This window comes from Agrobacterium tumefaciens, assembly GCF_013318015.2.
GTDB lineage: Bacteria > Pseudomonadota > Alphaproteobacteria > Rhizobiales > Rhizobiaceae > Agrobacterium > Agrobacterium tumefaciens.
Window position 1 is genome coordinate 18,256 of the sequence record NZ_CP115841.1, and the last position, 12,531, is coordinate 30,786.

A 12,531-nucleotide genomic window follows, 5' to 3' on the forward strand; every position below is an offset into this window, starting at 1 on the left:
TTGAGAGACTCGCAATGGCTGCATTTTGTCACTATTCTGTCGTCAATTAGTGATTTATGACAGGAAAAATCTTTTGGTGGCGGAGCGATTCCCCATGGTTGCCGAAATCTACAGTCACGACATTTGTGAAAACAAAGTTGTTATTCATCCTCGTCCAGACACCGCTCAGGACAATGAGGGGCTTTTCGGCCGTATCGGCTCGCTGGAAACGCGGCTCGCAAGAAACGAGCGGGAGATCGACGCGGCGCAGTCCGTTCGTTACCGGGTTTTCGTTGATGAAATGAAGGCGCGCCTTCCCGCAGACGCCATGCGCCGCAAGCGCGACATCGACGCCTGGGACAGTGTCTGCGACCATCTGCTCGTGCTCGACAAGGCGATTGAAGGCGACAGCGAGGACCAGATCGTCGGTACCTACCGTCTGTTACGTCAGGAAACTGCACTCGCGAATAACGGTTTTTATTCCGCAAGCGAATTCGACATCGCCGGGCTGGTAGTGCGCCATCCGGGCAAGCGCTTCATGGAGCTTGGCCGCTCCTGCGTGCTGCCGGAATATCGCACCAAGCGCACGGTTGAGCTTTTGTGGCAGGGCAACTGGGCCTATGCCGTGAAACACCGCATGGATGCCATGATCGGTTGCGCTTCGTTCCCCGGCGTGCAGCCGGAAGCCCACGCGCTTGCTCTGTCCTTCCTGCATCACAATTGCGTTGCAAAGGGCGAGTGGGCGGCTTCCGCTCTTCCCGAGCTTTATCACGAGATGGACCTGGTACCGGCTGAGGCGCTGAACGCCCGCAAAGCGCTGAACGCCATGCCGCCGCTGATCAAGGGCTATATGCGTCTCGGCGCTATGTTCGGCTCCGGCGCCGTGGTGGACCACGCCTTCAACACGACAGATGTTCTCGTGGTCCTGCCGGTTTCCTCTATCGCCGGCCGCTACATCAGCTATTACGGCGGCGAGACCGAGCGCATCAACGGCTAACCGGTTTTAACTCGGATCAAGCGGGATGTTCCTGTGGGCAGCGGTGCCGTGTGTGTTGTCTTGGTGCGGCCATTGCCGCTAGTGTCGGCGCTCCCTTTCCGCAACACGATATGACATCGGCAAGCCATTGACGGACGTTTTGACCACCGCTTCCCTGATCTCGGAAGAGAGCCGCGCTACGGCCACTCCCATGATGGAGCAATATATCGAGATCAAGGCGAACAACCCCGGTTCGCTGCTGTTTTACCGCATGGGCGATTTTTACGAATTGTTCTTTGACGATGCGGTGGAAGCCTCGCGGTCGCTCGGCATCACGCTGACGAAACGCGGCCAGCATATGGGGCAGGATATTCCCATGTGCGGCGTTCCCGTTCACGCCGCCGATGATTATCTCCAGAAGCTCATCCTGCGCGGTTATCGCGTCGCCGTCTGCGAGCAGGTGGAGGACCCGGCCGAGGCGAAGAAGCGCGGATCGAAATCCGTGGTAAAACGCGATGTGGTGCGGCTTGTCACGCCCGGCACGCTCACCGAAGAAAAGCTGCTGTCGCCGACGGAATCCAACTATCTTATGGCGCTCGCTCGTATTCGCGGCAGTGCGGAGGCACAGTTTGCGCTTGCCTGGATTGATATTTCCACCGGCGTCTTCCGCTTGGCGGAAACCACGCTGACGCGGCTCCTCGCTGATATCTGGCGCATCGATCCACGTGAGCTGATCGTTGCCGACAGTCTGTTCCATGACGAAGAGCTGCGACCGGTTTTCGATATGCTTGGCCGTGTCGCCGTGCCGCAGCCGGCCATTCTGTTCGACAGCGCTACGGCGGAAGGGCGGATCGCGCGTTACTTCAACGTCTCGACCCTCGATGGTTTCGGCACATTTTCGCGCGTGGAGATGGCCGCTGCCGCTGCCGCGGTTGCCTATGTTGAAAAGACCCAGATTGCCGAGCGCCCGCCGCTTGGTGCGCCGGAACGCGAAAGCGCTGCCTCCACGCTGTTCATCGATCCCGCGACCCGCGCCAATCTGGAGTTGGTGAAGACGCTCTCGGGCGAAAGGGACGGATCGCTCCTGCATGCCCTCAACCGCACGGTCACGGGCGGCGGTGCGCGGCTTCTGGCCGAGCGGCTGATGTCTCCCTTGACCGATCCGGAAAGGGTTAATGCCCGTCTCGATGCGGTCGCCTATCTCATTGATGACGTATCCCTTTGCGATAGCCTGCGCGACGCATTGAAACAGGTTGCCGATATGCCGCGCGCGCTCTCCCGTCTTGCGCTTGAGCGCGGTGGCCCGCGCGATCTCGGGGCGATCAGGCAGGGCCTGGCGTCGGCCGAGAGAATTGCCGCCATTCTCGATCAGGGACTATTGCCGGAGGAGCTTGCTGCCGCACTTGCGGATCTGAAGGCTTTGCCGGGCGGGCTGGAAGCCATGCTTGGCTCGATGCTGGCCGACGATCTGCCGCTTTTGAAGCGTGATGGCGGTTTTCTGCGTGAGGGCGCCAGTCCAGAACTCGACGACGTGCGCGCATTGCGTGACCAGTCGCGCCGGGTAATCGCCGGGCTGCAGCTGCAATATGCCGAGGAAACCGGCATCAAATCGCTCAAGATCAAGCATAACAACGTGCTTGGTTATTTCATCGAGGTAACGGCGGGCAACGCCGATGTCATGATGGCGACGGATGAGGCGAAGGCGCGCTTCATTCACCGCCAGACCATGGCCGGCGCCATGCGCTTCACCACCACCGAGCTTGCCGATCTCGAAAGCCGCATCGCCAATGCCGCGGCTGAGGCTCTGACCATGGAGCTGGAGGCCTTCGCACGCATGGTTGAGGCCGTGGTGCACCAGGCTGAAGCAATCAAGGCCGGCGCGGCGGCACTTGCAATTATCGACGTTGCCTCGAGCCTTGCTTATCTGGCGACGGAACAGGCCTATTGCCGCCCGATCGTCGATGCCTCCATGACCTTTGCGATCACAGGCGGGCGCCACCCGGTTGTGGAACAGGCGCTGCGGCGCCAGTCCGCCGGGCCGTTCATCGCCAATAATTGCGATCTGTCGGCTGCTGAGGGCGGCAAAAATGGTGCGATCTGGCTGCTCACCGGCCCGAACATGGGCGGTAAATCGACTTTCCTGCGTCAGAATGCGCTCATCGCCATCCTCGCGCAGATCGGCTCCTTCGTTCCGGCAGAAGCCGCCCATATCGGCATCGTAGACCGGTTGTTTTCCCGCGTCGGCGCGTCCGACGATCTGGCGCGTGGCCGCTCGACCTTCATGGTGGAAATGGTGGAAACGGCCGCCATCCTCAATCAGGCGACGGATCGCTCGCTTGTCATTCTGGATGAGATCGGCCGTGGCACGGCAACCTTCGACGGCCTTTCGATCGCCTGGGCGGCGGTCGAGCATCTGCACGAGGTCAATCGTTGCCGTGGCCTCTTCGCCACGCATTTCCACGAACTGACGGTGCTGTCGGAAAAACTTGGTCGCCTTTCCAATGCCACGATGCGGGTGAAGGAATGGGAGGGTGACGTCATCTTCCTGCACGAGGTCGGACCGGGTGCTGCAGATCGTTCCTACGGTATTCAGGTGGCAAGGCTCGCCGGACTTCCGGCATCGGTGGTGGAGCGCGCCCGTGAGGTGCTGACGAAGCTCGAAGATGCCGATCGAAAGAACCCGGCCAGTCAGCTGATCGACGATCTGCCACTATTCCAGATCGCGGTTCGCCGTGAGGAAACCCGCAAGGCTGGACCATCGAAGGTGGAAGAAGCTTTGAAGGGGTTCAACCCGGACGAAATGACGCCGCGTGAGGCATTGGACGCGCTCTATGCGTTAAAGAAAGAACTTGGCAAGGCTTAAGAGGATAGACTGCCTGTCCATCGCCTTTGAAACTCGCTATAGGACAATCCCATCGCAAGCGGTGGCTTTCCCACAGGACATGGATAACGGCATAAATGGCCATCAAGGACCTGGATTTTTCCGAAATTCTCGATGTTTCGGCGCTGAAGCGCGAATGCGACATCATCTTCAAGAACGACGGCAAGCGCATCGCCGATGTCAGGTCAGACCTGCTGCCGATCTTTCGCAAGGCCAGCACGGAAGGCCGGGAAAAGGCTCGCGAACTGCTGAAATCCGACGGCAGCGGCATCGATTGCGCCCGACGTATCTCCTGGCTCCAGGACCGGCTGATCGAAATCCTCTATGATCTCGCCTGCCAATATGTCTATCCGAAAGACGCGCCGCAAATCGCCGTTGCAGCGGTGGGGGGGTACGGTCGCGGCACGCTGGCGCCGGGATCGGATATCGACCTTCTGTTCCTGCTGCCGGCCAAGAACACGCCGGATATGCACAAGGCCGTGGAGTTCGTGCTTTATCTGCTCTGGGATCTCGGCTTCAAGGTCGGCCACGCCACGCGCACGGTGGATGAGTGCGTCCGCCTGTCGAAATCCGATATGACTATCCGCACCGCCATTCTGGAAGTGCGGGCAATCTGCGGCAAAAAATCCCTGACCGATGATCTCGAAAAACGTTTCGAGTCGGAAGTTGTCACCGGTACCGGGCCGGAATTCATCGCCGCCAAGCTGGCCGAGCGTGACCAGCGTCACCGCAAGGCGGGCGATACGCGCTATCTGGTGGAGCCGAACGTCAAGGAAGGCAAGGGCGGCCTGCGCGACCTGCACACGCTGTTCTGGATCGCCAAATATTATTACCATGTCCGCGATACAGCCGATCTCGTCAAGCTTGGCGTCCTGTCTAAGCGCGAACTCAGGCTGTTCGAAAAGGCCGATGATTTTCTCTGGGCCGTCCGTTGCCAGATGCATTTCATCACCAACAAGGCGGAAGAGCGCCTTTCCTTCGACATTCAGCGCGAGATCGCCGATGCGCTGGGCTATCAGCCACGCCCCGGGCTTTCCGCCGTCGAACGTTTCATGAAGCATTACTTCCTGGTGGCGAAGGACGTGGGTGACCTGACCCGCATCGTCTGCGCCGCACTGGAGGACAGGCAAGCAAAGGACGTGCCGGGCCTGTCGGGTGTTCTCAGCCGCTTTGCCCACCGCGTCCGCAAAATTCCCGGTTCTGTTGAATTCGTTGAGGATCGCGGCCGCATCGCGCTGGCCAAGCCGGACGTGTTCAAAAACGATCCGGTCAATTTGATCCGGCTCTTTCATATCGCCGATATCAACAATCTCGAACTTCACCCGGATGCGCTGCGTGTCGTTACCCGGTCGCTGTCGCTGATCAATGACGGGCTTCGCGAGAACGAGGAGGCGAACCGGCTGTTTCTGGCGATCCTCACCTCGAGGCGTGATCCGGCGCTCACCTTGCGGCGCATGAACGAGGCTGGCGTCCTCGGCAAGTTCATTCCCGAATTCGGCAAGATCGTCGCGATGATGCAGTTCAACATGTATCATCACTATACGGTGGACGAACATCTGATCCGCTCGGTCGGCGTACTGTCGGAGGTGGACAAGGGGACGGCTGTGGATGCCCATCCGCTTGCCAACCAGCTGATGCCGGGTGTCGAGGAGCGTGAGGCACTTTATGTGGCCGTTCTGCTGCACGATGTGGCCAAGGGCCGGCAGGAGGATCACTCGATTGCCGGTGCGCGCGTGGCCCGCAAGCTTTGCCAGCGTTTCCGGCTGACCGGCAAGCAGACCGAAATGGTGGTCTGGCTGATCGAGCAGCATCTTCTGATGTCCATGGTCGCCCAGACGCGCGACCTGCACGACCGCAAGACCATCACCGATTTCGCCGACAAGGTACAATCCATGGAGCGGCTGAAGATGCTGCTTATCCTGACGGTCTGCGATATCCGCGCGGTCGGTCCGGGTGTCTGGAACGGCTGGAAGGGTCAGTTGCTCCGCTCTCTTTATTACGAGACCGAGCTGCTTCTCTCCGGTGGCTTTTCGGAAGTCTCACGCAAGGAAAGGGCGCATATTGCCCGTCAGGCGCTTTACGACGCGCTGGAAGACTGGGGCCACAAGGCACGGCGCAAATACACCAAGCTGCACTATGAGCCCTATCTGCTGACGGTGGCGCTGGAAGATCAGGTGCGTCACACCCGCTTCATCCGCGAGGCCGACAAGCAGGAAAAGGCGCTGTCGACCATGGTGCGCACACATTCCTTCCACGCCATCACCGAAATCACCGTGCTGGCGCCCGACCATCCGCGCCTGCTGTCGATCATTACCGGCGCCTGCGCTGCGGCCGGCGCCAACATTGCCGACGCGCAAATCTTCACCACATCCGATGGGCGGGCGCTCGATACGATCCTGATCAACCGCGAATTTCCGATCGACGAAGACGAGACGCGGCGCGGCAACAATGTCGGCAAGCTGATCGAAGAGGTTCTGTCCGGTCGTCAGCGCCTGCCGGAAATGATTGCCACCCGCACCAAGAGCCGGAGGAAGAAAAGCGCCTTCACCATTCCGCCCTCCGTCATCATTTCCAATGGGCTTTCGAACAAGTTCACCGTTATCGAGGTCGAGTGCCTCGACCGGCCGGGGCTTCTGGCGGATATGACGGCTGTCATTGCCGATCTGTCGCTGGATATTCATTCCGCACGCATCACCACCTTTGGCGAGAAGGTCATCGACACATTCTACGTGACGGATCTCTTCGGCCAGAAGGTCACCAATGACAACCGGCAGGCCAGCATTGCCACGCGTCTGAAGGCCGTGATGAGCGAGCAGGAAGACGAATTGCGCGATCGCATGCCAAACGGCATCATCGCCCATCCCGATGTGGCGGCGCTGCCGGCCACGCGCACGGCAAAGGCTTGAAATTCCCATGAGCTTGATCGGAAAGTTCGCCACGGTCGGCACGGCCACGCTCGGAAGCCGTATCTTCGGTTTCCTCCGCGAGACGCTGATGGCCGCAGCCGTCGGTACCGGCCCGGTCGCCGATGCCTTCAATGCTGCCTTCCGGTTCCCGAACACCTTCCGGCGCCTTTTTGCCGAAGGCGCGTTCAACTCGGCCTTCGTGCCGCTTTTTGCCAAGGAAATCGAGGCGAACGGCATGGAGGGCGCAAGGCGCTTTTCCGAAGAAGTTTTCGGCGTTCTGTTCACCGTGCTTCTGGCTTTGACGATCCTGATGGAACTGTCGATGCCGTTCATCGTGCGCACCGTTATTGCGCCGGGCTTTCTGGAAGACCCGGTGAAATTCGACAACACCGTCCGTCTCGCAACCATCATGTTTCCCTATCTCGCCTGCATGTCGCTGGCGGCGATGATGGGCGGCATGCTGAATTCGCTGCACCGTTATTTCGCTGCCGCGATTGCGCCGGTCTTCCTGAACATCATTCTGATTGGTGTTCTGATGCTGGCCTGGTGGAAGCATTACGACCCGCTTCAGGTGGGTTATGCCCTGTCCTGGGGTGTGATGGCGGCGGGTGTGGTGCAGCTTGGCATCGTCTGGATCGCCGTGCGCAATGCCGGCATGCGGATCGGTTTCCGCAGACCCCGGCTGACGAAGAATGTCCAGCGCCTGCTGGTCCTTGCTTTGCCGGCCGCGATCACCGGCGGCATCACCCAGATCAATCTCCTGATCAACACCAATATCGCGTCTGCCGGTGAGGGTGTGATCTCCTCGCTCGCCTATGCCGACCGGATTTACCAGCTGCCGCTCGGTGTCGTCGGCATCGCCGTTGCCACCGTGCTTTTGCCGGAGCTGGCGCGGGCTTTGCGTGGCGGACATATGGTCGAGGCGGGAAGCCTGCAAAACCGCTCGGTCGAATTCGTGCTGTTTTTGACATTACCCGCTGCCGCTGCCCTTCTCGTCATGGCGGAACCCATCGTGCGCTTTCTGTACGAGCGCGGCAATTTCGCGCCTTCGGCCACCGTCACCGTCGCGCAGATCCTCGGTATTTATGGCCTCGGCCTGCCGGCTTTCGTGCTGATAAAGGCGTTCATTCCCGGCTTCTTTGCCCGCGAGGACACCCGCACCCCGATGATCTTCGCGGCGATTTCCGTGGTTGTGAACGTCTCTCTGGCGCTGACATTGTTTCCGCGTCTCGGAGGTTCGGGCATCGCCATTGCCGAGATCACCGCCGGCTGGGTCAATGCCGCCCTGCTGTTCGGCATGCTGTTGTGGCGGGGTCACTGGCATGTGGACATTCCGCTCCTTACCCGCATTCCGCGCTTGCTGCTGGCCGCCGCCCTTATGGCGGGCTTCGTTCACTATGCGCTGACCTATCTCAGCTTCGAGCTGTCCTCCGCCTCCTCCATTTTCGTCCGGGCCGGAACCATCATGGGCCTCGTACTCTCCGCCATGCTTGTTTATTTCGTGCTGGCGTTTGTTTCGGGTGGTGCCGATCTCGGCATGGTCAAGAGAGCCATCAAAAAGCGCCGCAACAAGAATGCCCAGACGGAGATAAGCTGATGTCCTTTGCAGAAAACCGTCGCATCGCCCTCATCACACTCTTGGCGGACGATTATGACCGGGCAAAGACGTTTTATTGCGAGGTTCTGGGGTTTGACTGCCTTTCCGACCAACCTCTTGATGACGGCAAACGCTGGCTGGTGATGAAGCCTCAAGGGACCGATGGCTGTGCCCTCTTGCTTGCCGAGGCGGATGGCGAAGCGCAGCGTCTTGCCATCGGCAACCAGACCGGCGGCCGTGTCGGGTTTTTCCTGCATACCGACGATTTCGGTCGTGACTACGAGACGATGCTTGCGCGCGGCGTGCGCTTTCTGGAAGAACCGCGCCATGAGGTTTATGGCTCCGTCGCGGTCTTTGCGGACCCTTATGGAAATCACTGGGATCTTCTTCAGCCGCGCGGCTGACGCGCCCTGAAACCGCTTGATTGCGAGGGGCTGTAGGTGCATAAGCGCGCGTGCAATTCCAACCACGGGGCGGGGCCCTCCACAAGCCTTTTCGAGGACGACAATGAACGCATTCAAGCCGCTGGTTTTCTCGGGCGTCCAGCCGACCGGCAATCTGCATCTCGGCAATTATCTCGGGGCCATCCGCAAATTCGTGGCGTTGCAGGAAGATAACGACTGCATCTATTGCGTCGTCGACATGCACGCCATCACCGCCCAGCTCGTTCATTCGGACCTGAAGGCGCAAACCCGCTCGATCGCTGCTGCCTTCATTGCCGCAGGCATTGATCCGGTGAAGCATATCGTCTTCAACCAGTCGGCTGTGCCGCAGCACGCCGAACTCGCCTGGATCTTCAATTGCGTGGCGCGCATCGGCTGGATGGAGCGCATGACGCAGTTCAAGGACAAGTCCGGCAAGAATGCCGAGCAGGTGTCGCTTGGGCTGCTTGCCTATCCGAGCCTGATGGCTGCGGACATTCTCGTCTACCGTGCGACCCACGTTCCTGTCGGCGACGACCAGAAGCAGCATCTGGAACTGGCCCGCGACATCGCCCAGAAATTCAACATCGATTTCGGCGACCATATCCGCAACGCCGGTCTCGGGCTCGACATCACCGTGGGCAATGAGCCGGTGCATGCCTATTTCCCGATGGTGGAGCCGCTGATCGGCGGTCCGGCACCGCGGGTGATGTCGTTGAAGGACGGCACCAAGAAGATGTCGAAGTCCGATCCGTCGGATCTGTCGCGCATCAACCTCATGGACGATGTCGACGCCATTTCGAGAAAGATCAAGAAGGCGAAGACGGACCCGGATGCACTGCCGAGCGAAGTGGAAGGCCTGAAGGGCCGCCCGGAGGCCGAAAACCTAGTTGGTATCTATGCAGCACTGTCTGACAAGACGAAAGCGGAAGTTCTTTTAGAATTCGGCGGACAGCAGTTCTCGGCCTTCAAGCCGGCTCTCGTCGAGCTTGCCGTCAATGTGCTGGCTCCGGTCAACAACGAGATGCGCCGCCTTCTCGACGATCCCACCCACATCGATGCCATCCTCAAACAGGGTGGTGAGCGCGCGCGCGCGATCGCCGAAAACACGATGAACGAGGTGCGCGACATCATCGGGTTCCTGCGCTGACCACGTATCGCCTTGCGGATCACGGCGGGCGGTTTGCGCCTGCCGTGATTTGATATAATCTCCGCCCGAACCGTCGGGCGGTTTTTCGGATCGCGGCGGACACAGGGAGTGCGGAATGGTTTCAAAACGGCTGTCGCGTCTGGAAGGGCATCGTCGCAAATTTCTCGCTGTTATCGATGACACACCGGAATGCGAAAGGGCCGTGCATTATGCCGGTCGTCGCGCCAAGAACTCCAATGGCGGACTGGTTCTGCTTTACATGATACCGGAAGGCGATTTCCAGCAGTGGCTGGGCGTCGAGCAGATCATGCGGGCCGAGGCGCGAGAGGAGGCGGAAGCAACGCTTGCCAAGATCGCCCAGAAGGTCCGTGAGACCATCGGCATCGAGCCGGAAGCGGTGATCCGTGAAGGCGGCGCAACCGAACAGATCCACGGGCTCATCGAGGAAGATCGCGATATTGCCATTCTGGTTTTGGCGGCAGGATCAACGAAGGAAGGGCCGGGACCGCTCGTCTCCTCCATCTCAGGACGCGGTGCGGCCTTCCCCATCCCCGTCACCGTGCTACCGGATACGCTGACGGATGAGGAAATCGACGCCCTCTGCTGAACTTTGTTCGACCCCGAAAGGCAGGAACGGATTCGGGCAAGAATTTGGGGCTGACGATTTCTTGAATGTAATTATCATGTCAGGGCTTGAAGTAAGGCTTCGCCAGGCGTATTTTTTGGAAGAATTCTAAATTGCGGGGCGTGAACGGCGACCTCGAAGGAGACAGATAATGTTCATTCAGACGGAAGCCACGCCGAACCCCGCGACCCTCAAGTTCCTGCCGGGCAAGGTGGTGCTGGAAAGCGGCACGGCTGAGTTTCTCAACCCCGCGCAGGCGCAGGCCTCGCCGCTGGCAGAGCGCCTCTTCACCATTCCGGGTGTCACCGGTGTTTATTTCGGCTTCGATTTCATCACCGTCACCAAGGATGACGCCGAATGGCAGCATCTGAAGCCCGCCATTCTCGGTTCGATCATGGAGCATTTCATGTCTGGCCGCCCCATCATGGGAACCGCCATTGCGGCTGAAGTGTCGGATGAGGAAGGCGAGTTCTTTGAAGCGGGTGACGAAACCATCGTCGCCACCATCAAGGAACTGCTGGATACCCGCGTCCGCCCCGCCGTGGCGCAGGATGGCGGCGATATCACTTTCCGTGGTTTCCGCGACGGCACCGTGTTCCTGAACATGAAGGGCGCCTGCTCTGGTTGCCCGTCCTCCACCGCCACGCTGAAGCACGGCGTCCAGAACCTGCTTCGTCATTTCGTGCCGGAAGTGCGCGAAGTCGAAGCTGTATGACGTTATAAGCCAGGCCGCGCCATGATTGTTCTCGCACTCGATACCTCAGGTGTGGACTGTTCCGCCTGCGTCTATGACAGCGCCTCCGACACGGTGCTTGGCGAGGTGTGCGAAACCATCGGAAAAGGTCATGCCGAGCGGCTGATGGCTGTGATTGATGGTGCCCTGCAGCAGGCACACCTGCCGCTTCAGAAAGTCGGGCGCATCGCGGTAACGATCGGACCGGGTTCCTTTACCGGCATTCGCGTCGGCGTTGCCGCCGCGCGTGGTTTTGCCCTGTCGCTCGGCATAGAGGCAGTCGGCGTAACCACGCTTGAGACGATCGCCTTGCATCATCTGCTGGAAAATCCCGGCCGGCCAGTGGCTGTCGGGCTCGACGCCAAACGGGGCGAAGCCTACCTCCAGACATTTGCAGAGGATGGATCGCCGCTCCTCGAGGCCGCGCTTTTGTCTCTGGCGGATGCCAAAACGGCTCTCTCCGGTTTCGATGGCGCCATTATCGGTTCCGCCGCACCCCTTTTTCAGGGTTTCGACGCGGGGTCAGGGCCCGATCATTTTCCGATTTCCACTGTCGCGCGGGCGGGTGGACGCAAGCCGAAAGGCATGCCGAAACCCGCACCGCTTTACCTTCGCGGCCCGGATGCCCGGCCGCAGACGGGTTTTGCGCTGGCACGCCAGAGCGTTGCCTGATAGGTGGCACCCGTAAATGCGTGCGGATGATTCCTTGTTATGTTTGACGAATATCTAAGCTGGAAGCCCTATTTCGAGATCGTGCCGATGCAGCATGAGGATTGCGCCGGAGTGGCGGAATTGCATGCGCTGCGCTTTCCGCGCCCCTGGAATGACGGGGAGTTTTCCGGGCTGTTGACGCAAGGCTCGGTTTTCGGTGCCGTCGCGCGGCAGACGAACGCATTTTTCAGCAAACCGCTCGGTGGTTTCGTGCTTGCGCGCGAAGTGGCCGGCGAGGCGGAAATCCTGACCGTTGCGGTGGCCGACAAGTTCGCGCGCACCGGCCTCGGCTGGCGCCTGATGCAATCGGCCGTCCGTGAGGCGATGATGCGCGGTGCCGAAACGATGTTCCTGGAAGTGGACAGCAACAATGCCTCCGCCGTGGGACTTTATAAAAAGCTCGGCTTCAAAACGGTCGCTGAGCGGAAGGCCTATTACACCGCCAAGGATGGCGCGAAGTCGACGGCGCTTGTCATGCGCCGCGATCTTCGCTAGTTCCCTGCGACAGGCATTTTTCGGCGACAGCCCCGAAATTCAACCGGAATACTCAA

10 protein-coding genes are annotated in these 12,531 nt (G+C 60.0%); all 10 read left to right on the plus strand.

Translation table 11 applies throughout. The features are described from left to right. Window positions 1–94: 94 nt before the first annotated feature. The 10 genes from G6L97_RS00100 (at window position 95) to G6L97_RS00145 (ending at window position 12,475) form a co-directional block, all read left to right on the plus strand. Window positions 95–976, plus strand: coding sequence for a GNAT family N-acetyltransferase (locus tag G6L97_RS00100; protein ID WP_174002581.1), 882 nt, complete (start codon window positions 95–97; stop codon window positions 974–976). 190 nt (window positions 977–1,166) lie between these two features. Further along, window positions 1,167–3,818, plus strand: coding sequence for a DNA mismatch repair protein MutS (mutS, locus tag G6L97_RS00105; protein ID WP_111782852.1), 2,652 nt, complete (start codon window positions 1,167–1,169; stop codon window positions 3,816–3,818). A gap of 95 nt (window positions 3,819–3,913) precedes the next feature. Continuing rightward, the gene (locus tag G6L97_RS00110; protein ID WP_111782851.1) at window positions 3,914–6,742 is read left to right on the plus strand and encodes a [protein-PII] uridylyltransferase; all 2,829 of its coding nucleotides are present in this window, start codon (window positions 3,914–3,916) and stop codon (window positions 6,740–6,742) included. Window positions 6,743–6,749: 7 nt separating this feature from the next. After that, entirely contained in the window at window positions 6,750–8,339 is a 1,590-nt protein-coding gene (murJ, locus tag G6L97_RS00115; protein ID WP_111782850.1) for a murein biosynthesis integral membrane protein MurJ, read from the plus strand. Then, window positions 8,339–8,743: a VOC family protein gene (locus tag G6L97_RS00120; RefSeq protein WP_174002583.1), complete on the plus strand. Its 405-nt coding sequence runs from the start codon at window positions 8,339–8,341 to the stop codon at window positions 8,741–8,743. Before murJ ends, G6L97_RS00120 begins: the two co-directional genes overlap by 1 nt. Window positions 8,744–8,846: 103 nt before the next feature. Beyond that, window positions 8,847–9,911 carry a tryptophan--tRNA ligase gene (gene trpS, locus G6L97_RS00125; RefSeq protein WP_003514781.1) on the plus strand — a complete coding sequence of 355 codons (1,065 nt, stop codon included), beginning with the start codon at window positions 8,847–8,849 and terminating at the stop codon, window positions 9,909–9,911. A 115-nt stretch (window positions 9,912–10,026) separates the two neighbouring features. Next, entirely contained in the window at window positions 10,027–10,518 is a 492-nt protein-coding gene (locus G6L97_RS00130; RefSeq protein WP_003514782.1) for a universal stress protein, read from the plus strand. A 169-nt stretch (window positions 10,519–10,687) separates the two neighbouring features. Further along, a complete protein-coding gene (locus tag G6L97_RS00135; protein ID WP_003514783.1) occupies window positions 10,688–11,251 on the plus strand; it encodes a NifU family protein in 564 nt (187 codons plus the stop codon). A 21-nt stretch (window positions 11,252–11,272) separates the two neighbouring features. Continuing rightward, window positions 11,273–11,941 carry a tRNA (adenosine(37)-N6)-threonylcarbamoyltransferase complex dimerization subunit type 1 TsaB gene (tsaB, locus tag G6L97_RS00140; protein WP_065661442.1) on the plus strand — a complete coding sequence of 223 codons (669 nt, stop codon included), beginning with the start codon at window positions 11,273–11,275 and terminating at the stop codon, window positions 11,939–11,941. A gap of 39 nt (window positions 11,942–11,980) precedes the next feature. Next, a complete protein-coding gene (locus G6L97_RS00145; protein ID WP_111782849.1) occupies window positions 11,981–12,475 on the plus strand; it encodes a GNAT family N-acetyltransferase in 495 nt (164 codons plus the stop codon). The last annotated feature ends 56 nt before the right edge of the window (window positions 12,476–12,531 follow it).

Bases quoted from the DNA above. Each gene is read 5' to 3' on its own strand.
- murJ (WP_111782850.1), top strand. From the start codon at position 6,750: ATGAGCTTGATCGGAAAGTTCGCCACGGTCGGCACGGCCACGCTCGGA.
- G6L97_RS00110 (WP_111782851.1), top strand. From the start codon at position 3,914: ATGGCCATCAAGGACCTGGATTTTTCCGAAATTCTCGATGTTTCGGCG.
- G6L97_RS00145 (WP_111782849.1), top strand. From the start codon at position 11,981: ATGTTTGACGAATATCTAAGCTGGAAGCCCTATTTCGAGATCGTGCCG.
- G6L97_RS00130 (WP_003514782.1), top strand. From the start codon at position 10,027: ATGGTTTCAAAACGGCTGTCGCGTCTGGAAGGGCATCGTCGCAAATTT.
- mutS (WP_111782852.1), top strand. From the start codon at position 1,167: ATGATGGAGCAATATATCGAGATCAAGGCGAACAACCCCGGTTCGCTG.
- G6L97_RS00135 (WP_003514783.1), top strand. From the start codon at position 10,688: ATGTTCATTCAGACGGAAGCCACGCCGAACCCCGCGACCCTCAAGTTC.
- G6L97_RS00120 (WP_174002583.1), top strand. From the start codon at position 8,339: ATGTCCTTTGCAGAAAACCGTCGCATCGCCCTCATCACACTCTTGGCG.
- G6L97_RS00100 (WP_174002581.1), top strand. From the start codon at position 95: ATGGTTGCCGAAATCTACAGTCACGACATTTGTGAAAACAAAGTTGTT.
- tsaB (WP_065661442.1), top strand. From the start codon at position 11,273: ATGATTGTTCTCGCACTCGATACCTCAGGTGTGGACTGTTCCGCCTGC.
- trpS (WP_003514781.1), top strand. From the start codon at position 8,847: ATGAACGCATTCAAGCCGCTGGTTTTCTCGGGCGTCCAGCCGACCGGC.